The organism is Actinopolyspora lacussalsi, from assembly GCA_030803735.1.
In the GTDB taxonomy this organism is placed as follows: Bacteria; Actinomycetota; Actinomycetes; order Mycobacteriales; family Pseudonocardiaceae; genus Actinopolyspora; species Actinopolyspora lacussalsi.
Genome location: JAURUC010000001.1, coordinates 1,124,305 through 1,148,260, shown reverse-complemented (window position 1 = coordinate 1,148,260; position 23,956 = coordinate 1,124,305). Strand labels below are relative to the sequence as shown.

The window sequence follows — 23,956 nt, the reverse complement described above, 5'->3', positions numbered from 1 at the left end:
TGGAGCGAACGAGTTGACTGGCGAATCTACTTTCCCCACCTTCCCCGACGGTTTCAGGTGGGGAGTGGCGACCTCGGCCTATCAGATCGAAGGGGCGGTGGACGTCAACGGACGCGGGGCGTCCATCTGGGACACCTTCTCGCACCGAGCAGGTGCGGTGGACAACGGTGACACCGGCGATGTGGCCTGCGACCACTACCACCGTTACGAGGAGGACATCGCGCTGATGCGCGAGCTGGGGGTCGACAGCTATCGGTTCTCGGTGGCTTGGCCCCGGATACAGCCGCAGGGCAGCGGTGCGCCGAGCAGCGCGGGACTCGACTTCTACTCGCGGTTGGTCGACGAACTGCTCGCGGCGGGTATCGAACCGTGCCTGACGCTGTACCACTGGGATCTGCCCCAGCGGCTCGAGGAAGCGGGCGGATGGCGTGAACGCGACACGGCAGGCCGGTTCGCCGACTACGCGGCGATCGTGCACCGCGAGCTCGGCGATCGGGTGCGGTTGTGGACGACGCTCAACGAACCGTTCTGTGCCGCGTTCCTCGGCTACGCCGAGGGCAGGCACGCGCCCGGCGCCAGGGAAGGCCACGAGGCGCTCGCCGCCGCCCACCACCTCCTGCTGGGCCACGGCGCCGCGACAGCCGCGATGCGTGCGCAGCGTTACGGTGACGAGTCGTTCGGGATCACGCTCAACCTGAATCCGGTGACACCGGTCAGCGACTCCCCCGAGGACGTGGCAGCGGCCAGGCGCTACGAGTGCTACCAGAATCTCGCGTTCTCCGATCCGGTGTTGGCCGGGAGCTATCCGGACATCGAAAGCACGGTGTGGGGCGAGATCAGTGACTTCTCCTTCCGGCGCGGTGGTGATCTGGAACTGATCGGCACGGAGCTCGACTTTCTGGGCGTGAACAACTACTTCCCGGCTTACGTGCGTGCCGAACCCTTCGAGAGCGTCGATCCGAAGCTGCGCACGGCCGACGACATCGGGGTAGAACTCGATCCCCCCGAGTCGCTGCGACGGACCACGATGAACTGGCCGGTGGAGGCGGCGGGACTGTCCCGACTGCTGCTGTGGCTCGGCGAACGCTATCCCGAGCTTCCACCGATCTACATCACCGAGAACGGAACGAGTGGATTCGACGCGCCGGACGGCGAGGGCGAGATCCACGATGGGCACCGCATCGAGTATCTGGACACGCATCTGCGCGAACTGCGCGGCGCGATGCGCGCCGGGGTCGTCGTGCACGGCTACTACTGCTGGTCGTTGCTGGACAACTTCGAGTGGGCTGAAGGGTACAAGCAGCGTTTCGGCCTGGTGTACGTGGACTTCGAGTCCCAACGACGAGTCCGCAAGGACAGCTTCGACTGGTACCGCCGTGCCGTCGCGCACTCGCGGGAACCCGACAGCTCGTTGACAGGCTGACGCCCTGTTCGATTCCGGTCCCGGTGCGCCCCTCCGGCGGCCGGGGCCGCGGCCCGTGGCTCCGGTGTTGTCCACCGAAGCGCCACGCCCCCAACACATCCGAACGAATTGGAATACCGCCATGGCAGAAGTCGAATACCGCGCCGCCACGAGAGCCTATCCGAGCACACCGCCGGTCCGGGCGGTCGACTCACTGGACCTCGAGATCGGTGACGGCGAGTTCCTGGTACTGGTGGGGCCTTCCGGCTCCGGGAAGTCGACGGCGCTGCGCATGCTCGCTGGGCTGGAGGACGTCGACGAGGGCGGCATCTCGATCGGCAGCGCCGACGTCACCGGCACTCCTCCCAAGGCGCGCGACATAGCGATGGTGTTTCAGTCCTACGCGCTGTACCCGCACATGACGGTCGGCGAGAACATGGGGTTCGCCTTGAAGCTGCGCAAGACCCCCAAGGACGTGATACGCCGCAAGGTCGCCGAGGCGGCCGAGATGCTGGATCTGCGCGAGTTCCTCGATCGCAAGCCACGTGCCCTGTCCGGCGGGCAACGGCAGCGGGTCGCGATGGGCAGGGCCATCGTTCGGGATCCGAGCGTGTTCCTGATGGACGAGCCCCTGTCCAACCTCGATGCCAAACTGCGGGTGGAGACCCGCGCGAACATCGCCGCCCTGCAGCGGAAACTGGGCACCACCACCATCTACGTCACCCACGATCAGGTCGAGGCCATGACCATGGGCGACCGGGTGGCGGTGTTGGACGGGGGAGTCCTGCAGCAGGTCGCCGCCCCGCGTGAGCTCTACGACAACCCCGCCAACTCGTTCGTCGCCGGATTCATCGGATCACCCGCGATGAACCTGGAGACCGTCCCGTCGCGGGGAGACAGCGTGTTGCTCGGCGGTCATCGGGTCGAACTGGCCCGCGCCGCACAGGCCGCGGCGGAGGGCCTCGACGAGGTGATGTTCGGGGTACGCCCGGAGGCGCTGCGTCCGGTGCCCGCCGACGAGGAGGGTATCCGGATGGACGTGGAACTGGTCGAGGAACTGGGTGCCGACGCACTGGTAATCGGCTCCGTGGATGTCTCGGGTGTCGCCAAGCGGTTCACGGTTCGTACCGACGGCCGCGGCGTTCCCGGCGCGGGGGAGACGCTGAACCTGGTGCTGCGGGATCACGAGGATGTGCACCTGTTCCACCCCAGCACCGGTCAGCGGCTCGTCGCGTGAGTTAGCGGGCGTTGCCACCGGCCTCAGCGCGGGGCGGGTCGCAACGCCGTCGCCGCCGAGGGCGCCAGGGGAAGGGTCGGGAACAACGCGGCCTGGTAGGCGTGATAAGCGTCGGGCTTACCCGCCCACACGGTTGTCGAGGGGCGGCCGTCCGGGGTCAGCTCGTGGTGCCAACTGCCCTGTCCGTAGTCGATGTGCCTCGTCCGTGCGAAATCCCAGAACGTGGCATACCACCGTTGGTAGTAGGACTCGGCGGTACGTCGGTGCAGCGCGGCAGCGGTCAGGACCGCCTCGGCGGTGACCCAGTGCATTCGTTCGCGAACCTGCGGGCGGTCCTGCCAGTCCAGGGTGTAGACGAACCCGGGGTGACCGTCGGCGTGCCAACCGTGCTGTATGGCGGCCTCGAACAGATTCCGAGCGTCGGAGATCAGCCAGTTCGGTGACTCCTCCTCCCCGAGGGATGCCTCCAACTGCAGCAGCAGTCTGGACCATTCCAGCCAGTGCCCCACAGTGGTGCCGTGCGGGCGGAACGGGTCGTGCGGACGATCGCTGTTGTAATCTGGTTCGGGCTCCCACGCGGGAGTGAAGTGCTCCGGCAGTCGCCAGCCGTGGGTACGGGCGACCTCGTCGATCAGCGTTCCGGCGATCCGCAGCGCTCGCTGGTGCCAGATCCGTTCATCGGTGACGTCGCCCGCGGCGAGCATGGCTTCCACGAGGTGCATGTTGCTGTTGGCGCCACGGTAGGACTCGGTGATCGTCCAGGCTCTGTCCCAGCTCTCCAGCCCCAACCCCACCTGGTCGTCCCAGAAGCGGGACTCGACGACGCGCAGCGCCTCGGTGAGCAACTCCGCGGCGCCGGGGCGTTCCGCGGCCGTGGCGCTACTGGTCGCCAGTACCACGAAAGCGTGTTCGTAGGCACCCTTGGTGGTGTCGACCGTGCTGGTGAACCAGCCGCCGTGCTCGGAGTCGCGCAGTTGGTCGACCAGCGCGGCGATGCCGTGGTCGGCGAGTTCCGCGGCGTCAGGTTCACCGAGCAGATGGGCGAGACTGAACACGTGTGTCATCCGGGCCGTGATCCAGGTTTCCACTGGTCGGCCCGGATCGGGATTTCCGGCGTCGTCCAGCCATCCGAAGCCACCTTCGGAGCCGCGTGCGGCGGAAGCGAAGTCGAACAGCCTGCTCCGTTCGGCCGTCAGCCACTCGTGGTGTTCCGCGGAGTCGGGATTGGTCAATGTCGTTCCTCTTATCGGGTGGATGCGATACGTGGTGGCGAGTGATGACCGCCGCGGTGGGTGTGACCCGTGCGGACTGAATCGGTACTTCCTCCCACAGTCGTCGGACGCTATCGGCATCGGCCCCCGGCGGGAAGCACGGGTCGGCGGAGTGAGCTCGGTGAGCGTCCGGACGGCGGCGAATCCTCTCCCGATCGGCCGAATCGATTCCGTCGTGAGGCCGCACGGTTGTGTGTACCAATTCTGCTGTCCTCCGGGTGATGGGTACTTGTCGTAACCACCGAATTGCTACCGCCGAACGGGTGACCCGTTTTGGGCGATCGATATATAGCTTTCTGTGATGAATGGTCACCGGCTCGGGTGACGTGCGATACTTTACTGATTCGATTCCGTTCGATCTGATTCGATTCAAGGTGATTGGGTTCGGAATACCGGGCAGGAGTCTGTCAGGCTTGAAGTGAGTCCGGCCCGGCGATCACCGGCCGACAACGACAGGCAGATACGTCCCTAAGGAGAGCGCACCGTGTTCAGCGACGACATGCGGTTGATCGCACAGCAGATGGTTGCACCGGGCAAAGGCATTCTCGCCGCCGACGAGAGCACCGGAACGATGGAGAAGAGGTTGCACGCCGTCGGCCTCGACTCCAACGAGGAAGTGCGGCGCCAGTACCGCGAGCTGATCGTCTCCACGCCGGAGTTGGGGAGCTCGATCAGCGGTGTGATCCTGTACGACGAAACCGTCCGCCAGGACTCCGGCTCTGGGGTGCCGCTGCGCAAGATCGCGGAGCAGAACGGCGTCCTGCCCGGTATCAAGGTGGACAAGGGAGCCAAGCCGCTCGCCGGAACCGACGGTGAGAAGATCACCGAAGGACTGGACGGACTGCGGGACAGGCTGGCCGAGTACGTCCAGCTCGGCATGAAGTTCACCAAGTGGCGCGCGGTGCTCGACATCGGGTCCGGCAGGCCCAGTGACTACGCGATCCACACCAACGCCCACGCGCTCGCCCGCTACGCGGCGCTGTCGCAGGAGGCGGGGCTGGTTCCCATGGTCGAGCCGGAGGTGCTGATGGACGGCGACCACTCGTTGGCCGCCGCCGAGGAGGCGAGCACCCGGGCGCTTCGTCGTGTCTTCGCCGAACTCGCCGAGCAGCACGTCGATCTCGAGTCGATGGTGCTCAAACCGAACATGGTGGTCGCGGGCAAGGATCACAGCCCGCAACCCGGTTCCGTCGAGGTCGCCGAGGCCACGGTACGCACGCTCAAGCGAACCGTTCCCGCGGCGGTCCCCGGCATCGCCTTCCTCTCCGGAGGACAGAGCGACGAGGAGGCCACGGTCAATCTCAACGCGATCAACCAGCTCGGTCCGTTGCCGTGGCAGGTCACCTTCTCGTTCGGACGCGGCCTGCTGGCTCCTGCCCTGCAGGAGTGGGTCGGACGTGACGAGAAGTTCGACAGCGCCCAGCAGGTACTGGCACACCGGGCGAAGTTGAACGGGGCCGCCTGCGAGGGGCGTTACGAATCCGCCCTGGAAAACGCCTGATCCGTTCGGCCGTTCCCGCCGGGGATCCGGTGCCGCGATCGGATCCCGGAGTCGGAGAGGCTCGTTGATCACCGGGTTCGGCAGTGCTCGCCCGCTGCCGAACCCGGCTTCCGAAGCGCCGCCCGCCACGGAGGAGCCCGGTGACGACTTCGGAGGACTTGGGCGCCTCACCCACTCGCCGAGGGGTGGTGTGGTCTACCGTTCGCGACCGTCAGGGCCACCTCACCCAGATCGCCCAATCGCGTCAGCGGATCACCGCGCACCACCACCAGGTCGGCGGCCAGCCCCGTCGCCACCCGCCCGGTACGTTCGCCGATGCCGAGCGCGATCGCGGCTTCGGAGGTGGCCATCCGAAGGATCCGTTCGTTGCCGAACCCCAGGTGCTCGTACAGCCCCAGCGCTCCGGCGAAATCGTCGAACACCGAGTCCCGCAGCCCCGCGTCGGTTCCGATGATCACATCGACTCCTGCCTCGTCCAGGGTGCGGAGTCGTCGCTGGAACCGCTGCGCCCGTTCCGCACCGACCTTGTCGGCGAGCCGGTGCCAGTTGCGGGACTGCCCGGCACACACGCTGATACCGCGCTGCCGCATCTCGCGGATCACCGGCTCACGTTCGTCCAACCCGTCCGGTCCCAGCCACGTGCAGTGCTCGATAGTGCTCACACCTGCGGAGACCGCGCCCTCGATCGCGTCGGATCCGTGCGCGTGTGCGGCGACCGGCAGTCCGTGCCGCCGGCTTTCGTCCACGATGACTCGTAGTTCGGCGGCGTCGAACTGTGACTGCCACATGGCGGGCGACTTCGGGGTGATCTGCCCACCGGATGCCATCACCTTCACCACGTCCGCGCCGAGTTCCGCGCGATGCGTGACCGCTCGGCGCAGCGAATCCTCCTCGCGTTCCACCTCACCGCCGAGGAACCAGCAGTGTCCCTCACGGACGGTCAACGGTGGGCCCGCCGCGAGCACGCGCGGTCCGGCGATCTCGGACCGTGCGACGGCGTCCCTGATCCGGATCGCCGCGCCGTTCCTGTCGCCGAGGTCACGAACGGTGGTGGTTCCCGCGTCCAGGGAGTCGCGAGCTCGTTCGGCCATACCGTCCAGCAGCTCGTGGTCCTCGGTGGCCAGCAGCGTGTTGATCGGTTCTTCGCCCGCGTCGAAGGACAGGTGCACGTGTGCGTTGATCAGTCCCGGCAGGAGCGTGTGTCCTGGGAAATCGTACCTCTCCGCCTCGATCGCCGATTCGGCCAGCTCGGTGCGCGGACCCACTGCGGTGATCGTGCCCTCGTCCACGAGCACCGCACCGTCCTCGATGATGTGACCTTCGTTTCCGGTCCATATCCGTTCCGCCGTCACCAGTAGTCGCATTCCCGCGTGAAACCTCCGATTTCCGCATTGTCCCGGTGTGCCGATCTCCCGTTACTTTCCCGAATTCTCCTGCCGTAACCGGATCGGCGGTAGCGAATTCGAGGAATCGTGTGTTGAGTTTCTGGGAGCGCTCACATGTGCTGTTGTCGATCGGAGTTCGTCGAGAATCCGAGGAGCGATATCCGTTGCGTGGTTTGGTCCTTCGTACGTTGCTGTGCCTGCTCGGCTGTCTGGCCGCCGTTGCCGCGACCGCGCCGGCCGCCACCGCTCGTCCTGAGCCGGAGCCGCGTGCCCAGGAATGGGTGGCCGCATGGGCGGCCAGTCCCGTGCGAGGCAGCGATCTTCCGGGAACCGACTCGTGCCCGGCGGGGGAGGGGGTCGACGACGCCACGGTGCGCGATGCCGTGTTCATCAGCAGCGGCGGTTCCGAGGTCCGGATCAGACTCAGCAACGTGTACGGGAACGCTCCGCTTCGGAGCGGCCACGCGACTGTCGCGGTGCGCTCCGCCGGTGCCACCGCCGTGCCCGGAACCATGCGCGAACTGAGGTTCGGCGGGAGCTCGAGCACCGTGATCCCGGCGGGCGAGTACCGCTACAGCGATCCGGTCGAGCTGCGGGTCGAGGCGCTGTCCACGCTGCTGATCAGCGTTCACCTTCCCGAGACCACCGGTGCGCTGACCAATCATCCCTTCGCCAATCAGACCAACTACCTGGCACGGGGTGACACCGCTGCCGATCCGGCCGGTTCGGGATACAGCACCATGCCGTGTTGGGTCGTGGCGGATGCCGTCGATGTGCGCCCGAGTCCACGAATCGAGGGCACGGTGGTCGCCTTCGGAGACTCGATCACCGACACCGCCGCCACCACTTACAACTCCAATCAACGTTGGCCCGACCATCTGGCGCGACGGTTGCACGCCAGAAGCGGCGCCACCCTCTCGGTCGTCAACGCGGGGCTCGGCGGTAACCGACTGCTGGCCGAGCGCCCCGGGCAGCCCTATTACGGGATTGCCGGGGTGGACCGGTTCGCCGGGGACGTGTTGAGCCAGTCCGGGGTGCGCAGCGTGATCGTGCTGGAGGGGATAAACGATATCGGCTACAACGCCACCGCCGATGAGATGATCGCGGGCTACGAGCGGCTGATCGAGCTGGCCCACGCTCGGGGAGTGACCGTGTTGGGCGGCACGATCACGCCGTTCAAGGGATCGAGCGTCTGGACCCAGCAGCGGGAGGACACCCGGCAGCGGGTCAACGAGTGGATCAGGAATAGCGGCCGGTTCGACGCGGTGATCGACTTCGCGGCGGCCACCGCCGATCCCGACGCGCCGCTGCGGTTGCGACCGAGCTACGACGGCGGTGACGGGCTGCACCCCGGCGATGCCGGTACCGCCGCCATGGCGGATGCCGTGGATCTCGACGAACTGCTCGCGGTGTCGGTGGACCGGGCCGCGACGGTGACGGGTTCCGCGCACCACTGATCCGTTCTCGCAGCTGTCCTGGGGAGGTTTCCGGCGGCCACGGGAACCTCCCCGCGGGTGCCTATCCGACTCGGGCGTTCCGTGCGGGAGTCCGCCGGAGGTTCCGCCCGACGGGAAACGCGGAACAGCGGGGAAACCGGCCGGCGGAGCTCCTCTACTAGGGTGTTGCCGTACACCACAGCAGCACCCGGGGACGTGATGCCGTCGAAGCGCCCGACGATCTCCGACATCGCCAGAGCGGCGGGAGTCTCCACCGGCGCGGTCTCCTACGCGCTCAACAAGCGCCCCGGGGTCTCGGCGGCGACCCGCGACCGCATTCTGCGGATCGCGGCCGAGCTGGGCTGGGCACCGAGCAGCGCCGCGCGCTCGCTGACCGGCGGCAGGGCCGAAGCGGTGGGGCTGGTGGTGGACCGCCCCGCCCGCGAGATCGGGGTCGAGCCGTACTTCATGCAGCTGATCTCCGGGATCCAGGCCGAGCTGGCCGATGGCCCCACCGCGCTGCTGCTGCAGGTCACCGACAACGCCGAAGCCGAACTCGCGACCTATCGTCGCTGGGCCGCCGAGGGCAGGGTCGACGGTGTGCTGCTGGTGGATCTGCGTCATGAGGATCCCCGGGTCCGGCTCGTACGCGAGCTCGGGTTGCCCGCCGTGCTGCTGGCCGATCCGGTCGATCGGTTGGGCCTGCCCTCCGTGTGGACCGACGACCGGGGCGTGATGACCGAGGTGCTCGAACGGCTCGCGGCGCTCGGGCACCGCTGGATCACACGGGTGGCCGGGCCGGAGGAGTTCGTGCACACCGGTATTCGCTCGGACGCGTTCACCGAGGCGGCGGCACGACTCGGTTTGGAGGGGGCCCGGATCGTGCACGCCGACTACACTGACGAGTCCGCCGCGCGTGTCGTCCGTGCGGCGCTCTCCTCGTCGGAGGCTCCGAGCGCCCTGGTGTTCGACAACGACGTGATGGCCGTCTCCGCACTGGGGGTGGTGCGGGAGCTGGGACTGTCCGTTCCGGAGGACGTCTCGCTGGTGGCCTGGGACGATTCCGCGCTGTGCCGGTTGGTTCGACCCGCGTTGTCAGCGGTGCGCAGACCGATCGCCGAACGCGGAGCCACCGCGGTGCGGATGCTGCTCGAACTGCGCAGCAGGTCAACGCTCGAGGACCGGCGCACCTCCGATCCGGAGTTCGTCGAGCGGCACAGCACCGGATCTCACTCGGGGTGAGCCCCGGGAATCGAAGGCGCTTCGTCCGTCCGGTTCGGGATTCGAAGGCCGTCCGTGCTTCCTGTCCCACGTGGTTTCGCCTTGACTGTTAATCGCTTAAGTGATCCAATTCACTTCAGTGTTTCGTGTGGATTCGCGACTCGGATTCCGCGAGCCGCAGCGGTCCGCACACTGTTGATGGGAGCGCACGGATGCGTCGTGGTTTCGCCTTCGTCGAGACGAAGGACGGCCCGGTCAGCTGGTTCGGGGCCAATTTCTGGTCCGCGTCCGGCGGGCCGCGGATGTGGACTCGTTACGATCCCGAGTTGGTCCGTGCCGAGCTCGCCGTGCTGCGTGAGCACGGCTTGACACTGACCAGGTCGTTCTTCTTCTGGCCCGACTTCATGCCGGAGCCCGACCGGATCGACGAGAACTGTGCCGCCGCCTACGCGGATTTCCTGAACGCACACGTCGAAACGGGCATGCGGACCGTGCCGACCTTCCTGGTGGGGCACATGTCCGGTGAGAACTTCGATCCACCCTGGCGCGGGGGTCGTGACCTCTATCGGGACGTATGGCTGTTGGACCGGCAGAGCTGGTTCGTCGAACAGCTCACCGCGCGCTACACCGATCATCCCGCGGTGGCGGGGTGGTTGATCAGCAACGAGATGCCGATCTACGGCGAGCCCGCCGATCGGGAGAGCGTGACTGCCTGGGCGGGCCTGATGGTCCGCTCGGTGCGGGCGGGTGGGGCCACCCAGCCGGTCTCCATCGGCGACGGTGCCTGGGGTGCCGAGATCACCGGAACCGACAACGGGTTCTCGGTGCGTGACCTGGCCTCGTTGACCGATTTCCTTGGTCCGCACGTCTATCGCATGGAGGACGACCGGATCCGGCAGCACTTCGGGGCGGCCTTCATCTGTGAGCTCACCACCACGTTGGGCAGTCCCGTGGTGTTGGAGGAGTTCGGGCTGTCCTCGGACTTCGCCTCCGACGAGCACGCGGCGGTCTACTACCGGCAGGTGCTGCACAACAGCCTGCTCGCCGGCTCCACCGGCTGGATGGCCTGGAACAACACCGATTTCGACGAACTCGCCGAGCAGGACCCGTACCGGCATCACCCCTTCGAGCTCCACTTCGGCCTGACCACCTCGGGGCGCGAGCCCAAGCCGCAACTGCGCGAGATGGCGCGGTTCTCCGCGACTCTCGCCGCGATCGACGTGCTCGGTTGTGAGCGGGAACCGGCGCGGGCCGCGATGATCGTCCCGGAGCACCTGGAGGGCGACATCCCGATCAGCGACGGCGACGACGCACGGTTCGCGTTCAGCACGTTGCGTCAGGCTTACACCAGCGCGAAACTGGCCGACCTCCCGATCGGACTCTGCCGGGAGCGGGACGGTATCGTCGAGGACTGCTCGCTGTATCTGCTGCCCTCGGCCAAACAACTGACCGCGCCCTCGACGGGCAGGTTGGAGGAACTCGCGGCCTCGGGGGCCACGGTCTACCTCTCTTACTGCCACGGCACCGGTTCGTTCCAGCGCGGCCCGTGGATCGCCGGACTCGACCGGATCTTCGGGGTGAAGCACCAGTTGTGGTACGGGCAGGTGGATCCGATCGAACGCGACGAAGTCGAGCTCACCTTCCGGGCGGACTTCGGCGGTCTGGCCGCGGGCACGAAGCTGTCGCTGCCGGTAGCCGGTAATCAGCACAGCCGGGCCAGGCTGCCGGTGCGGGCCACCGATGCGGAGGTCGTGGCCGTGGATCAGGACGGCGAGCCTGCGGTGCTGCGCAACCGGGTCGGTTCCGGTTGGACGGTGCTGTGTACTTACCCGATCGAGCACATGGCCGACTGGACTCCCGGGGCGAATCCGGATGCCGCGGTAGGGCTCTACGACGCGCTGGCCGAGTTCGCCGGGGTGCGGCGGAGCGTGCGGGTGGCCGATCCTGCCGTGAGCGCGGACGTGCTGCGGCACCGTGACGGGCGGCGCTTCGTCTTTCTCACCAGCCAGAGCCCGGAGCCGCTGCGGGTGACTCCGGAAGCGACGGCGGGCGAACTCACCGGTCTGGACGATGAGAAGCCCGTGGACACCCTCGAACTGCCACCCTACGAAGTTCGAGTGCTGCGTATGTCGAGTTTCGACGCGGCATGAGTGCCGCCGCGTCTCGGTCGGCTCGCGGAATCGACGTTGTCGGCGTGTCGACCAGTCGCGCCGAACGAGCACATCTCGATCGGCGATGCTGACAGCGGAACGGAGGTGTGGTCGGCGGCGCGACGCGATGGAATGTTCGAGAATGTTTTCGGAGGAAAACATGAAACGACGATTGAGGTTACCCGCCGCCGTCCTCACCGTGCTGGCCATGTCGGTGTTGCTGACGCTTTCGCAGCTTTCGTTCGGGATGACCGGGAAAGCCGCGGCGGCAATGGGATTCCACGTCTCCAACGGCAGACTGCTCGACGCCAACGGGAACGATTTCGTGATGCGCGGGATTAACCACGCCCACACGTGGTATCCGAACGAAACGGACTCGCTGGCCGACATCAAGGCCACGGGCGCCAACACCGTGCGTGTGGTACTCAGCAGCGGTGACCTCTGGAACCGCAACGACACCGCCGACGTGGCGTCCGTGGTCGAGAACTGCGAGCACAACAAGCTGGTCTGCGTGCTGGAGGTGCACGACACCATCGGCTATCCGGAGAAGTCCGGTGCGGTGCCGCTGTCGCGTGCGGTGGACTACTGGAACAGCGTCAAGAGCGCGTTGATCGGAGAAGAGGACCACGTCCTCATCAACCTCGGCAACGAGCCGTTCGGCAACACCGGTTACGAGGCGTGGGCCGAGGACACCTCGAACGCCATCCAGCGGATGCGCGATCTCGGGTTCCAGCACACCCTGATCGCCGACGCCCCGAACTGGGGCCAGGACTGGACGTACACGATGCGCGACGACGCCGCTTCGGTATTCCAGGCCGACCCGCTGCGCAACACCGTGTTCTCCGTCCACATGTACGGCGTGTTCGACACCGCCACCAAGGTCAGGAACTACCTGAACCACTTCGTCGACGCAGGGCTGCCCATCATGGTCGGTGAGTTCGGGCATCGCCACTCCGATGGTGACCCGGCCGAGGACGCCGTCATGGCCACCGCCGAGTCGCTCGGGCTCGGCTACATCGGCTGGTCCTGGAGCGGCAACAGCGGTGGGGTCGAATACCTCGACATGGTGCGGGACTTCGACCCGAACCAGTTGACCCCGTGGGGCGAGCGCATCATCAACGGCCCCAACGGCATCCGGGAGACCTCCGAGGAGTCCTCGGTGTACTGACCCGTCCGATGTGAGTTCGAGTCGGTCGCACCACTCCGGCCGCGCGGTCGCCCTCGGGCCGCGCGGCCGGATCTTTTCGCTTCTTGCTTTCCGTTGTCGGCAGTACGGGCCCGCTGTAAACGTTCAGTTGCCCGTTCGATCCATTCTTTACGCTGGACGTGGCTCGATTACCTGCTGTAGCGATGTTGATTGCTACTGAAAGTGATATTCTTTGTCTAGCTTTCACGCTTCCGTGTGTATGGTTCCCTCTAAATTGTGATCTGTAGTGTCACTACTTGTTCTTCGTCTGCCACTGTTGTCGAGGAAAGTGGGTAGCCATGACACTTCGCAAGATCGCTGCCACTACGGCGCTCACGGTTGGGATCTCCTTACCACTGGCGGGCTTGGCCACGGCGCAATCCGCGGATCGTGGCTGTAAGGATTTCGCCACGCAGCAAGAGGCTCAGCGGGCCTACGACTCCGTGCCTGGCGATCCGGAAAGGCTGGACGCTGACGACGACGGGATCGCCTGTGAGGATCTTTCTTCCGACTCCACGGAATCCACCGAGGACAACAACGGTGCCGTCGGTGGTGATAGTGAGAACGGAGATGGAACCGCAGATACCCGGGGAGACTCCGGTGCCGCTCCTTCTGGCGGGGTGGATGCCGGATACGGTGGTGCCGCCACTCATGGTGATTCCCAATTGCTGTTGCCGTTGAGCGCGGCAGGCGGGGTGGCATTCGCCGGTGGAGTGCTTCTGATGTTCCGCCGTCGTTCCTCCGGCGGAGCGTGAATGAGCTTCCTCGGTCGTGGTTCGTCGGTAGTGCGTAGCGGTCACGGGGTATGGGTTCCCGTGGCCGCTACGCTCCTGTTGGCACTTCCGTGGTTGTTGACCGGAGCAGCCGCGCCCGCGGGCCCTGAATCCACCCGGGCACGATCCGCGGTCAGTGCGAACACAGCTATCGACCAACGCTTCGTTCCCCGACAGCAGGCCTTGCCCGTTCGTGTTCGGATTCCCGCTTTGGAGCTGGTCGCTCCGGTTGATCCCTTGGAACTCACCGATGAGGGCAGACTGGCCGCTCCGGATTCGGCGAATCGAACCGGTTGGTGGCGTGCGGGACCTGAACCCGGTGAACAGGGCCCGGCCGTGATCGCGGGACACGTCGACTCGAGGAACGGTCCGGCGGTGTTCTACGAACTGGACACGTTGTCGCCCGGAAACCGGGTGTTCGTGGATCGAGCTGACGGATCCACTGCCGTGTTCCGGACGTATCGCAGCGAGCGACACGCCAAGTCCGATTTCCCGACGAACAGGGTTTACGCTGAGACAGCTGCCCCCGGGTTACGGCTTATCACTTGCGGTGGGGTTTTCGACGAGCGCTCCGGTGACTATCTCGACAATGTGATCGTTTTCGCTGTCCGGGTTCGCTGATTCGCGATGCCGTTTGCGGGACGAGCAGTGGTTCTCGGTCTCGGGACGGTGTTGTGCAGGGGTACTGGTAAGCACTACTCCAGTGTGCGGACCGGCCGCTGCGGAGTGTCCAGCCACACGGTGTGGGTTCCGTCCGGCCCCACGGTCAGCCGTACCGGTTAGCACAGGGCACGCGTTCCTGGAACAGGTGGGTGGTACGTGCGACTCCGTCGGTGACCAGTTCCGGGGTGACCTGTGGTCGGTCGTCCATGAGTCCGCGTTGCGCACTCCGTCGGAGGTGGAGACATGACCCGTGAACAGCTCCATCACCTGTTGCGTCTCGTGGAAGAGCCGTACAAGTGCTGCCCATGTCCGTCGGAGCTCATACCGGCATAGAAGGCGCTTTCATATATCTGGCTTTCCCGCCCGAGCTGGAGAACGATCCAGGAACCGTCTATGTGGACACACGTGTCAAGGGGTACTACTACCGGCAGCCCGAGGAGATAGCCGTTTACCGTGCGGCGATGAGGCGGTTGCAAGCCGCAGGCTTGTCAGCCTGCGGAAATCGCCTGCTGCCTGGGCGGCTTTCACCACGGCGCTGCGCGGCGGACGATTCGACTGAGCCGCACCGGTTGTGGCTCCCGCACGAGCCGCTGCCGGGTCCGACGGTGGCAGAGCCCCGACCTCTCACCGGGTCGGGGTGAGCTCGTCGCCCCCGGGATCACGTGGAAAAGCAGTGGCGAGATCCCACCCGAGTCTGCTTCGATCGGGGCGTGTCGCCGCATCACCCTTACGAGTTCGACGACGATCCGAACCGGCTCGACCTCGACGCCGTCTGGCGTTTCCTGTCCACCGAGGCCTACTGGGGCCGCTGGCGCGAGTTCGACGACTTCCACCGACAGGTTCGGCACGCCTGGCGCGTGGTGGGCTGTTACGACCCGCACGGCGATACCGTCGGTTTCGCCCGGGCGTTCTCCGACGGCGTGGCCATGGCCTACCTTGCCGACGTCTACATCGAGACCGCGCACCGCGGTCGGGGCCTCGGCAGGGGACTGGTGCACGAGATGATCGACAACGGTCCGGGCAAGAACTTCAAATGGATGCTGCACACCGACGACGCGCACGAGCTCTACCGCGACTTCGGGTTCGCCGAACCGAACGCGAGGTACCTGGAGCGACAGCCCTCGTACCACAGCGGCTCCGGCTCGGTGTGAGATCCAGGGCCGGAGTTCCGCATCCACGCCGTGGATCTGGGTAACGGCGGCGCGTTCGCCGACATGTCCGCCGACTTCCTGGCGGACCCGCTCTCCGACGCCACGGGGTTGTGGGAGCGAAAGCGGCCGGGGCCGGGACACGGAGGTGGACGTCTCGCACGTCGCGTCCCCTTCCGAGAGCCCGGCTCCGGCTGTTCCGGTCACTGTCGATGCCCGCTTGGCGGAACCTCCCGACTCAGCGGTTCCGGTTCCGACCACGCCGCCCGGAACGTGTGGTGCCACCCCGCCGACGGTGCGGCGTTCCCTCGTCGGTCCCCTCGCTGGTCGCCGTGACCCGGTGCCACAGCGAGGCCCACTGCTCGGCGGTGAGTTCCTTGGGCAGCGATCGGGTCGAGACGTGCTCCAGGCGCAGCCACTCCCGCAGGGCGGAGCGGTCGATCCGCCCCGTGCGTTCGAGGATCTCGCCCAGCCCCCGTCCCCGGCCGGTGTAGACGTCTCTGACGAATCGCCGGTACTCCTCACCCGCTGTGGTGACCAGGGGGACTTCCCGCCTCCTCATCACGAGCAGGCCGCCGTCGACGGAGGGCACCGGCCGGAAGGCACGCGCCGGTACCCGCTGTCGCAGGCTGAACTCGTACCAGGGCCACCACTGGGCCGTGAGCATCGTTGCTCCGCCCACACCGGATCTCCTGCGGGCGACCTCCCACTGCACCAGCAGGACCGCGGTTCGCCACTCGTGCGCTCCCAGCACGCGTTTGAGCACCGCCGTGGTGAGATGGAACGGCAGGTTGCCTACCAGCACGTGCGGAGTCCCGGGCAGGGTGAAACGCAGGATGTCGGTGTTGACGACAGTGACGTGCTCGGGGGTGCGCCGCCGCAATCGTCGTGCTCTGCCGGGGTCGAGTTCCACGGCGGTGATCGGCCGTCCGGACCGGCCGAGCGGCACGGTGACGGCACCGTCGCCGGCGGCGAGTTCGACGATCGGTCCGTTCGTTCCGGCGACGAGGTTCTCGATCACGGCGATCGTGGACCGGTCGACGAGGAAGTTCTGGCCGAGCTCGTGCGGCCCGCCAGGGTGGGAATGAGACATGGGTGTGCTCCGCGGAGTGAAGAACGGAGCCGGGCAGCCGAGAGCCGCACCGGCGATGACTCCGATACGCGGCGGAGCTGCGAAAAGTGAAGATCAGCTCCCCGCCGTCAGCGGCGGGGCCTCACGTAGAAGGGAGCACTCGCGTTGATACCCATCGATGATTACTCTAGCAATGGTGCCGAACCGGCCGAGATGCCACACCACCGTCCGGGGACATCGGGGGCACTGTGCGGGAAGCGGTCGGTTCAGAAGACCAGCCGTAGCCGTCGCTGCTCGAGGTCGTAGCGCAGTTCGTGCGCGCTGTCGCGTATGCCGGAGACGATGGTTTCCACCACTTCGTCGGTGTCGGCGGCCGGCGGCATGCGGGGCGGTGTTCCGCTCAGTGCGCGATCCACCAGCCCGGTTTCCATGTGCGGTGGTCGGATGTCGAACACGTCGACTCCCCGTCCGCGCATTTCCCGTCGGGTGGCGGTCAGCCACGCCGACAGTGCCGCCTTGCTGGCCGAGTAGTCGGCCATCTCCGCCGTGGGATGGTCGGCCAGTATCGCGGAGAGCGCGGCCAACGTCCCCCCGCTTCGCTCCAGATGGGGAAGTGCCGCACGTGCGAGCACTATGGGCGCGAGCGTGTTGATGGTCAGCAGGTGCTCGGTCACCGCGTCCTCGGCGTCCGAGGTGCGGCCGAACGCCGCGACGCCCGTGGCGATCAGCACTAGATCCAGTCCGCCCAGGGATTCGGCCGCCGTGTCGACCACTCGGCGACAGGAGTCGGTGTCGATCGCTTCGAAGATCGAGTAGGGCGTTCCGTCGAGCTCCTCGGAAACGGTGGCGAGTTCGTTCCGGTCGCGTCCGGCCAGATAGGTGCGGGTGCCCGCCTCGTGCAGCTTGTGGGCGAGCTTGCCACCCAATACCCCGCTCGCTCCTACTATCAGGACGTTCTTGTTCCGCAATTGCACTTGAACTCCGGTTTTTCCGCCGGTGACTGCCCAGGAAAACGTTAGCCCAGCCCGTCGTGCCGCGCGATCACCACGGCTCCGCGTGGCGGGAAAACGGCCGCCTCCCGTGCCGGCGGGCCTGGTTCCAACGGCGGCGATTGGTCAACGTACTCACGAGTTGTTCGTGCGCGGGAAATTTCCTCGACGGCTGCTGTCCGGTAATGGGGCGTCGGGATTTAGGGGTGCCGTGGTCCGATCCCCCGAAACGGTGTGAATTCTTTTCGTTTTGCTTTGTGGTAGCCGACACGTTCCACGGGCGCCGGGGAACGAACCCGGCAGAGCGAGACATCACGGAGGGCCATCGAACGCATGCGTTTCGAAACCGATCTGCGAAGGTGCGACGTGCGTCCTGCCGGGCGATTCGAATCACGTTCGTACGACCGGCTGAAACCCGAGAGGCTTTTCGTTCCACGGGAATAAAACCTCCTTCACGTTCGCTGTGAAGTTGGCAGTCCTGTCATCTTCACACCCTGTACGGAAGGTCGTGATGGAACGAGTCGCAGAGCACAGCACTTCCACCCCGAACCAGGCGGGTGTGAGTGAACCCACCGGGTGGGAAAGAACCCGGATCATTCTCGTACTGGGCGCCCTGGTTGCCCTGGTTCCGCTGACCATCGACATGTACCTGCCCGCCCTGCCCGACATCGGTGAGAGTCTGGAGGCGAGTTCCTCGCAGACACAGTTGACCCTGACCGGGACCCTGCTCGGGCTCGGACTGGGACAGCTGTTCATGGGGCCGTTCTCCGACGCGGTGGGGCGCAGGATCCCCCTGATCGTGGGAATCTCGTTACACGTCGTGGCCTCATTACTGTGCTTGCTCGCCCCGAACATCCTGGTGCTGGGGATTCTTCGGGTGCTGCAGGGTGCGGGCGGTGCCGCGGCCATGGTCGTCGCGCTGGCCTCGGTGAGCGATCTGTTCACCGGACGCACCGCCGCGACCACGTTGTCCCGACTGATGCTGGTCAACGGAGCGGCACCGATCCTGGCGCCGACCCTGGGCGGCATCATCCTGCTGCAGTTGTCCTGGCGCGGTGTGTTCGCCGTGCTGGCCGTGCTGGGTGTCCTGCTGTTGGTGCTGGCCTCGTTGGCACTGCGCGAGAGCCTGCCGCCCGAACGCAGGCACAAGGGCGGCATAAAACCGGTGATGCGCTCCTACCGGGAGCTGTTCACCGATGGCCAGTTCCTGGTCATGGTGCTGGTGGCAGCGCTCGGCATGTCCGCGTTGTTCTCCTACATCTCCGGTGCCTCGTTCGTGCTGCAGGAGCAGTTCGGACTCAACCAGCAGCAGTTCGGCCTGGTCTTCGGACTCGGGGCTCTCATGATCATCGGTGCCACGCAGTTCAACGTCGTGCTGCTGCGCAAGTTCTCCTCCCACCAGATCGTGTTCGGGGCGTTGGCCACGGCCACGACGGCCGGGATCGTGCTGACCCTGTTCACCACCACCGGACTCGGCGGGATCGTCGGTTTCTTCGTGCCGCTGTTGCTCGTGCTGGGCTCGGTCGGCTTCGTACTGCCGAACGCCCCAGCGCTGGCGCTCTCCCGGCACGGTGACTCCGGGGGTACGGCCGCCGCGCTGTTGGGAGCCGGACAGTTCGGCCTCGGTGCGTTCACCGCCCCCGTCGTCGGCCTGCTCGGCAACGACGCCTCGGCACTGGCGATCGCCATGACAACGGGTGTGCTGATCGCGCTGATCGCCCTCACCGCCGTGACCATGGCGGGAAACCGTCGCAACGCGGCGGACTCGCGGGCCACGGCGTGAGCCCGGTTCCGACGGACCCTCCCGGCTGAGCCCGACCGGTTCGTCTCCTAGTTCGAGCGGGGCGGTGCCCGACGACACCGCCCCGCCGTGTTTTCCACGAACATGGCCGTGGGATCCGGGGTGTTCGGGACGGCCGCGGCGCGGCTATCTTCTGCGGTACCCGGAACAGGGGTCGGTTGGCTGAACGGCTTTGAGGGAAACGCATGTCACTGGCGAACAACATCGGCAACATCGGCCGCGCTATCCAGACGCACATATACCGAGAGGGGGTTTACGGCCGCAAGCCCCGGGTTCCGGTCGATCCGCGACGCCTGAGCCTGGCCGCCCGTTCGGCGATTTCGCGACGGGCCTGGAACTATCTGCAGGGCTCGGCCGGGACGGAGAGTACCGCCGCGGCCAACAGGACCGCGTTCGAGCGCCACCGGATCGTCCCCAGCATGCTTCGTGACGTTTCCAGCAGGAATCTCGGAATCGACCTGTTCGGCCGCGCGGTGCCCGCCCCGTTGTTCCTCTCGCCCATCGGGGTGCTGGAACTCGTCCATCGGCACGGTGACCTCGCGGTCGCCCGTGCGGCCGCATCCACCGGTGTTCCCGTGACGCTGTCCACCCAGGCCTCCTACTCGATGGAGCGGGTGGCCGAGGTCGCCCCGGACGCCGTCCGCTGGTTCCAGCTGTACTGGAGCAGTGACGACGACCTCGTCACCAGCATGCTCCGCCGTGCCGAGGAGTCGGGCTGCGAGGCCATCGTGATCACACTGGACACGCACGTGCTCGGCTGGCGCCCCCGCGACCTCGATGCGGGTTTCCTGCCGTTCGCACACGGTCAGGGCATCGCGCAGTACACCGCTGACCCCGTGTTCGCCTCCCTGGTACGACGACGTGCCGAGCGTCCGGCGATTTCCCCCGCTCCCACCCCAACACCGCAGGCGCTGCGGGCGTTGTGGTCGATGAGCCGCAATCATCCCGGCTCACTGCTGACCAACCTGCGCTCACCGTACCCGCGAGCGGCGGTCGAGACGTTCCTGGACGTGTTCTCCCGGTCCTCGCTGACCTGGGCCGAGCTCGACTTCGTCCGGCAACGGACCAGCCTGCCGATCGTGTTGAAGGGGCTGCAGCACGCCGAGGACGCGCGACGCGCCCTCGATGCCGGAGTGGACGGCATCCTCGTGTCCAATCACGGTGGCCGTCAGATCGACGGCGCTCTCGGGGCGCTGGACGCCTTGCCCGGCATCGTGGCCGAAGTCGACGACCGGATCCCCGTGTTGTTCGACAGCGGGATCCGCACTGGCGCGGACGCGTGCAAGGCTCTGGCGCTCGGCGCGACCGCGGCAGGCATCGGCAGGCCCTATGCCTACGGACTGGCCGCGGGGGGTGCCGAGGGGGTACGAACCGTGCTCGAACACCTGGTGGCCGAGCTCGACATCACCATGGCGCTGGCCGGAATCGCCGCACCGGCCGAGCTGGAACCGGGGCTGCTGCGGCCGGTTCACAGCTGAGTCCCGTGACCGGGCCGTGCCTTTGGAACGGGGCGCAACGGTTTCGGACCGGGCCGCAGTGGTTCAAACGGCACGCATCGTCCAGTCGTACAGCCCGATCATCACGGTCGCGAGCGCGACCCCCAGGAAGAAGCCCGCTCCTTCACCGAGCACCAGGCACAGCAGCGCGCACGCGTAGGAGAAGACGATTATCCCCGTGCGGAGGTTGAACCGCAGCCCGCGAGACCGGCGGGAACCCTCGTTGCTCATGAGTTCGGCCAGGTGGGGGTCGTCACCGCTGAGCTGGTGCTCGATCTCGTCCAGCCTGCGCCGTTCGTACCGATCGAGCATGGCCCACCTCCCAGGCCGTGGTGTCGTCACCGCAAGCATCGTCGTGACCGGTGGCGCTTCCGAAGGGTCTTATGTCATTCGTTCCCGGTTGACGAGGTCACGACACGCGGTTGACGCCTCCGCACGCCAGCGGTCGTGCGGCGCCGCTCCCACGGGACCTTGTGCCCTATGGGGCGTGATGTGTCCTGCCTAGGCTGAACTCGTCGATCGGCCCGTTTCCGTTGTTCTGCTGCAGCGGTGTTCAGCCGGTGCCGCTTGACGAAACGGATCCGAATCACCGGCTACGTTTGATGGGGGAGTGTTGGCAGATGGCACACGCCGAGCACGGGACCGGATCCCCGGTCGACCGTTCCCACGGAGTCCTGGCCAGCGGTGTGGAGATGTTCGCCAGCGTGCTGATGGTGATCATCGGGCTTTTCCACGTCGTTGTCGGCCTCACGGCACTGCTGCAGAGTTCGTTCTACGTGGTTGCCGGGGGTTACTTCTTCGGTGCCGACATCACGGCTTGGGGATGGGTGCACGTGGCGCTGGGCCTGCTGGTCGGAGCCACCGGTGCGGCGCTGCTGTCGCGACGGCGCTGGGCGCGCGTCACCGGTATCGTGATCGTCGCGGTGAGCGCGTTGGGCAATTTCCTGTTCATCCCGTTCCAACCGTTGTGGTCGGTATTGATCATCGCGGTGGACGTGGTGGTGATCTGGGCACTGGCTACTCAGCTGCGCGGAATTCCCGCGGTGCGTGAGTAATATTCGCAAAAATTGGTGCGGTCTTTCCGTCAACAACTCGATCACTTGTGGTGATAACGGTGTGCCCACCATCATGGGGACACCGGGCAGCCGCACGAATGTGAGCCCGATGATTCCCGTCCGGACAATGTCGGCGATTCGGATGCGAGATCCGTACAGCATCGGGACCCGTACAGCACCGGACGGGCCCGGAAGAAGCGCTTCCGAGTACTCGTGGGCGAAGGGAAGAAGATCATGATCGCCACAGAGGAATGGTCGGTGACGATTTTCATCGACGAACGCGAGGACCGAACACACGCCGAGGCCAGACTGCACCGGCAGCACCAGCCGGAGGTCCGGGCCAACGGCTTGGCCCGCCGCAATCCGCACGACAGCAACATTCCGCGGATCGGTGCCGAACTCGCCGCCTCGCGTGCGCTGTCACAGCTGGCGCACCAGTTGCTGGACGATTCCATCGCCGACGTCGAGCAGTCCACCGGTGAACCGGCCTACTTCCACACCTAGTAACGCCGCGGGGCTTGCTCCGCTCGGTTTCCGCGGATGCACCCACTGCCGTCAGCGCACCGGTGCCCGGGAGAACGTCAGTGGACCACGGCCACCGGGCACTGTGCGTAGTGTGCGACGGCGTAGCTGACCGAGCCGAGCAGGCTCGATCTGATCGGTCCCCTGCCGTGGCTGCCCACGACCAACAGATCGGCCTGTTCCGAGGCGGAGAACAACGCGTCCGCGGCTCCCTCATTGGTCACCACCTCGCTCCGCAGCACGACGTCCGGATAATTCTCACGTTGTCCGGCCACCGATTCCGAAAGCACCCGTTGACAGGTCTCGTGCGCCTCTTCCCAGTTGAGTTTGCGCCGCGCGGAGACGGACAGGGCGTACTTGCGGATCTCGTTCCACGCCAACAGGGCGATCAGTTCAGCGTCGTGGCGGAAGGCGAACTCGTAGGCGAACTCGATGGCACGTTGGCTGCCTCGGGAACCGTCGACACCCACCACCACTCTGGTGAACTCGTCCGGGCTATTGGTGATCCGTTCGTTCTCCCGCTCGCCCCGAACCACCACCACGGGAAGCTCGGCGGTGCGAACCAGTTCGGCAGAGGTGGAGCCGAGCAGCACCCGCCAGGGCTGTGTCTGCTCCGGGGGTCCCAGCACCAACATCTCGGCCCCCTCCGCGGCCTCGCCGAGAATCTTGGCCGGGTGCCCCATCCGTATCGAGGTTTCCATTTCCAGCCGCGGAAGTTCCGCACGACACTCGGCCACCATGGCCCGGAGTTCGTTCTCCGATTCGGTGCGCAGCGGTTCGGACTCCACCGCCTCACTGGGCAGGTGTATGCGGGTGATCTGTTCCAACGGTACGGGGATGGCGCGGACGATCAGCAGCGTCCGCTGTCTGCTGGCCGCTTCGAAAGCGGCCCACCGTACCGTCTGCCGTGAGTGTTCGAGTTCGTCGAATCCGACGACGACCTTGCCGGTCCGCTCCGCGCTCATCGCTGCCAACCCTTCGAATTCGCCCGTGGCGACGATTCATGTCCAGGCCATGATGTCGTTTCACGAGCGATCGAGCAGTCCCATTCGTCGTGAACGGGCACCTGAACGCTTTCGAACGTGCGTGAGTGAACCCGCTGCTCGATGTCCGGCCTCCGGGGTGAGGATTCGCGAGAGGTCACACCGAGTGAGCGCGGCGAGAGCCGCGTCAACAGGGTCCGCTATTCGCCGCGTTCGCGTACCACGACCACCGGACACGGCGCGTGGTGTACGCAGTGTTGACCGACCGATCCGAGCAACGCGCCGGTGAAACCCCCGTGCCCCCGGCTGCCCACGACCAGCAGATCGGCGTCCTCGGCCGCGTCCAGCAGGGCTCGCGCGGGAATTCCCCGCACCACTCGTTGCTGTACACCGACATCGACTCCGAGCTGGCTGACGGCGTCGGCGACCGCCCGCGCCAACTGCTGTTCGGCCCGCTGGTCGAAGTCCTCCTCCGGAATCGGAGCGCCCAAGCCGTAGTAGCTCGGGTGTGCCCAGGCGATCAAGGCGGTGATCTCCGCTCCGCTGTTGGAGGCGTAGCGCAGTGCCCATGACAGTGCTTCCGCGGCGCCCGCGGACCCGTCCACCCCGACGACCACTCGTTCCTGCTCGGTACTCATCGGGACCTCCCGTGCTTTCGACCGGTT

Annotated in this window: 22 protein-coding genes; 15 read left to right on the top strand and 7 right to left on the bottom strand. The window is 66.4% G+C overall.

Going from position 1 to position 23,956, the window contains the following annotated elements; all coding sequences use genetic code 11:
* Positions 1 to 13 precede the first annotated feature (13 nt).
* Complete coding sequence (locus tag J2S53_RS05055; protein ID WP_456239981.1) at positions 14 to 1,423, top strand: GH1 family beta-glucosidase; 1,410 nt, start codon at positions 14 to 16, stop codon at positions 1,421 to 1,423.
* A 121-nt stretch (positions 1,424 to 1,544) separates the two neighbouring features.
* Positions 1,545 to 2,639, top strand: coding sequence for an ABC transporter ATP-binding protein (locus J2S53_RS05050; RefSeq protein ID WP_456239980.1), 1,095 nt, complete (start codon positions 1,545 to 1,547; stop codon positions 2,637 to 2,639).
* Between the two features lie 23 nt (positions 2,640 to 2,662).
* Here J2S53_RS05050 and J2S53_RS05045 read toward each other — a convergent pair whose 3' ends face one another.
* Positions 2,663 to 3,871, bottom strand: a complete 1,209-nt coding sequence (locus J2S53_RS05045; RefSeq protein ID WP_456239979.1) for an AGE family epimerase/isomerase — start codon at positions 3,869 to 3,871, stop codon at positions 2,663 to 2,665.
* A 523-nt stretch (positions 3,872 to 4,394) separates the two neighbouring features.
* On the opposite strand from J2S53_RS05045, the gene J2S53_RS05040 reads away from it, so the two are divergent.
* On the top strand, positions 4,395 to 5,411 hold the full coding sequence (locus J2S53_RS05040; RefSeq protein ID WP_456239978.1) for a class I fructose-bisphosphate aldolase: 1,017 nt from the start codon (positions 4,395 to 4,397) through the stop codon (positions 5,409 to 5,411).
* Between the two features lie 167 nt (positions 5,412 to 5,578).
* Here the strand turns inward: J2S53_RS05040 and J2S53_RS05035 are convergent, their stop codons facing one another.
* The gene (locus J2S53_RS05035; RefSeq protein ID WP_456239977.1) at positions 5,579 to 6,775 is read right to left on the bottom strand and encodes an amidohydrolase family protein; all 1,197 of its coding nucleotides are present in this window, start codon (positions 6,773 to 6,775) and stop codon (positions 5,579 to 5,581) included.
* Positions 6,776 to 6,960: 185 nt separating this feature from the next.
* Between J2S53_RS05035 and J2S53_RS05030 the strand changes: the two genes are divergently transcribed.
* The 8 genes from J2S53_RS05030 to J2S53_RS04995 all read left to right on the top strand — a co-directional run bounded on the left by J2S53_RS05030 (position 6,961) and on the right by J2S53_RS04995 (position 15,376).
* Entirely contained in the window at positions 6,961 to 8,253 is a 1,293-nt protein-coding gene (locus J2S53_RS05030; RefSeq protein WP_456239976.1) for an SGNH/GDSL hydrolase family protein, read from the top strand.
* Positions 8,254 to 8,451: 198 nt separating this feature from the next.
* Positions 8,452 to 9,474, top strand: coding sequence for a LacI family DNA-binding transcriptional regulator (locus tag J2S53_RS05025; RefSeq protein WP_456242705.1), 1,023 nt, complete (start codon positions 8,452 to 8,454; stop codon positions 9,472 to 9,474).
* Positions 9,475 to 9,665: 191 nt separating this feature from the next.
* A complete protein-coding gene (locus tag J2S53_RS05020) occupies positions 9,666 to 11,603 on the top strand; it encodes a cellulase family glycosylhydrolase (protein ID WP_456239975.1) in 1,938 nt (645 codons plus the stop codon).
* Between the two features lie 160 nt (positions 11,604 to 11,763).
* A complete protein-coding gene (locus tag J2S53_RS05015) occupies positions 11,764 to 12,771 on the top strand; it encodes a glycoside hydrolase family 5 protein (protein WP_456239974.1) in 1,008 nt (335 codons plus the stop codon).
* 317 nt (positions 12,772 to 13,088) lie between these two features.
* On the top strand, positions 13,089 to 13,544 hold the full coding sequence (locus tag J2S53_RS05010; RefSeq protein WP_456239973.1) for an excalibur calcium-binding domain-containing protein: 456 nt from the start codon (positions 13,089 to 13,091) through the stop codon (positions 13,542 to 13,544).
* Entirely contained in the window at positions 13,545 to 14,183 is a 639-nt protein-coding gene (locus tag J2S53_RS05005) for a class F sortase (RefSeq protein WP_456239972.1), read from the top strand.
* Between the two features lie 338 nt (positions 14,184 to 14,521).
* The gene (locus tag J2S53_RS05000) at positions 14,522 to 14,866 is read left to right on the top strand and encodes a Scr1 family TA system antitoxin-like transcriptional regulator (RefSeq protein ID WP_456239971.1); all 345 of its coding nucleotides are present in this window, start codon (positions 14,522 to 14,524) and stop codon (positions 14,864 to 14,866) included.
* A gap of 69 nt (positions 14,867 to 14,935) precedes the next feature.
* Positions 14,936 to 15,376 (top strand): GNAT family N-acetyltransferase, encoded by a 441-nt coding sequence (locus J2S53_RS04995; protein WP_456239970.1) that lies wholly within the window; start codon positions 14,936 to 14,938, stop codon positions 15,374 to 15,376.
* 235 nt (positions 15,377 to 15,611) lie between these two features.
* Here the strand turns inward: J2S53_RS04995 and erm are convergent, their stop codons facing one another.
* Positions 15,612 to 16,466: a 23S ribosomal RNA methyltransferase Erm gene (gene erm / locus J2S53_RS04990; protein ID WP_456239969.1), complete on the bottom strand. Its 855-nt coding sequence runs from the start codon at positions 16,464 to 16,466 to the stop codon at positions 15,612 to 15,614.
* A gap of 245 nt (positions 16,467 to 16,711) precedes the next feature.
* Positions 16,712 to 17,419: an SDR family NAD(P)-dependent oxidoreductase gene (locus J2S53_RS04985; RefSeq protein ID WP_456239968.1), complete on the bottom strand. Its 708-nt coding sequence runs from the start codon at positions 17,417 to 17,419 to the stop codon at positions 16,712 to 16,714.
* A 478-nt stretch (positions 17,420 to 17,897) separates the two neighbouring features.
* Here J2S53_RS04985 and J2S53_RS04980 point away from each other — a divergent pair, with 478 nt between their 5' ends.
* On the top strand, positions 17,898 to 19,217 hold the full coding sequence (locus J2S53_RS04980) for a multidrug effflux MFS transporter (protein ID WP_456239967.1): 1,320 nt from the start codon (positions 17,898 to 17,900) through the stop codon (positions 19,215 to 19,217).
* A gap of 203 nt (positions 19,218 to 19,420) precedes the next feature.
* The gene (locus J2S53_RS04975; protein WP_456239966.1) at positions 19,421 to 20,713 is read left to right on the top strand and encodes an alpha-hydroxy-acid oxidizing protein; all 1,293 of its coding nucleotides are present in this window, start codon (positions 19,421 to 19,423) and stop codon (positions 20,711 to 20,713) included.
* A 63-nt stretch (positions 20,714 to 20,776) separates the two neighbouring features.
* Here the strand turns inward: J2S53_RS04975 and J2S53_RS04970 are convergent, their stop codons facing one another.
* Positions 20,777 to 21,043 carry a DUF3040 domain-containing protein gene (locus tag J2S53_RS04970; RefSeq protein WP_092972685.1) on the bottom strand — a complete coding sequence of 89 codons (267 nt, stop codon included), beginning with the start codon at positions 21,041 to 21,043 and terminating at the stop codon, positions 20,777 to 20,779.
* A gap of 308 nt (positions 21,044 to 21,351) precedes the next feature.
* Between J2S53_RS04970 and J2S53_RS04965 the strand changes: the two genes are divergently transcribed.
* Positions 21,352 to 21,786, top strand: coding sequence for a DUF7144 family membrane protein (locus tag J2S53_RS04965; RefSeq protein ID WP_456239965.1), 435 nt, complete (start codon positions 21,352 to 21,354; stop codon positions 21,784 to 21,786).
* Positions 21,787 to 22,020: 234 nt separating this feature from the next.
* Positions 22,021 to 22,290, top strand: coding sequence for a DUF1876 domain-containing protein (locus J2S53_RS04960; RefSeq protein WP_092973570.1), 270 nt, complete (start codon positions 22,021 to 22,023; stop codon positions 22,288 to 22,290).
* 77 nt (positions 22,291 to 22,367) lie between these two features.
* On the opposite strand, the gene J2S53_RS04955 is transcribed toward J2S53_RS04960, so the two are convergent.
* Together J2S53_RS04955 and J2S53_RS04950 are read right to left on the bottom strand one after the other, a co-directional pair.
* On the bottom strand, positions 22,368 to 23,273 hold the full coding sequence (locus J2S53_RS04955) for a universal stress protein (RefSeq protein WP_456239964.1): 906 nt from the start codon (positions 23,271 to 23,273) through the stop codon (positions 22,368 to 22,370).
* Between the two features lie 218 nt (positions 23,274 to 23,491).
* Positions 23,492 to 23,929 (bottom strand): universal stress protein, encoded by a 438-nt coding sequence (locus J2S53_RS04950; protein ID WP_456239963.1) that lies wholly within the window; start codon positions 23,927 to 23,929, stop codon positions 23,492 to 23,494.
* Positions 23,930 to 23,956 lie beyond the last annotated feature (27 nt).

Coding starts and splice junctions, on each gene's coding strand:
- J2S53_RS05050 (WP_456239980.1), top strand. CDS start 1,545: ATGGCAGAAGTCGAATACCGCGCCGCCACGAGAGCCTATCCGAGCACA.
- J2S53_RS05035 (WP_456239977.1), bottom strand. CDS start 6,775: ATGCGACTACTGGTGACGGCGGAACGGATATGGACCGGAAACGAAGGT.
- J2S53_RS05025 (WP_456242705.1), top strand. CDS start 8,452: ATGCCGTCGAAGCGCCCGACGATCTCCGACATCGCCAGAGCGGCGGGA.
- J2S53_RS05020 (WP_456239975.1), top strand. CDS start 9,666: ATGCGTCGTGGTTTCGCCTTCGTCGAGACGAAGGACGGCCCGGTCAGC.
- J2S53_RS05015 (WP_456239974.1), top strand. CDS start 11,764: ATGAAACGACGATTGAGGTTACCCGCCGCCGTCCTCACCGTGCTGGCC.
- J2S53_RS05010 (WP_456239973.1), top strand. CDS start 13,089: ATGACACTTCGCAAGATCGCTGCCACTACGGCGCTCACGGTTGGGATC.
- J2S53_RS05005 (WP_456239972.1), top strand. CDS start 13,545: ATGAGCTTCCTCGGTCGTGGTTCGTCGGTAGTGCGTAGCGGTCACGGG.
- erm (WP_456239969.1), bottom strand. CDS start 16,466: ATGTCTCATTCCCACCCTGGCGGGCCGCACGAGCTCGGCCAGAACTTC.
- J2S53_RS04975 (WP_456239966.1), top strand. CDS start 19,421: ATGTCACTGGCGAACAACATCGGCAACATCGGCCGCGCTATCCAGACG.
- J2S53_RS04970 (WP_092972685.1), bottom strand. CDS start 21,043: ATGCTCGATCGGTACGAACGGCGCAGGCTGGACGAGATCGAGCACCAG.
- J2S53_RS04965 (WP_456239965.1), top strand. CDS start 21,352: ATGGCACACGCCGAGCACGGGACCGGATCCCCGGTCGACCGTTCCCAC.
- J2S53_RS04960 (WP_092973570.1), top strand. CDS start 22,021: ATGATCGCCACAGAGGAATGGTCGGTGACGATTTTCATCGACGAACGC.
- J2S53_RS04955 (WP_456239964.1), bottom strand. CDS start 23,273: ATGAGCGCGGAGCGGACCGGCAAGGTCGTCGTCGGATTCGACGAACTC.
- J2S53_RS04950 (WP_456239963.1), bottom strand. CDS start 23,929: ATGAGTACCGAGCAGGAACGAGTGGTCGTCGGGGTGGACGGGTCCGCG.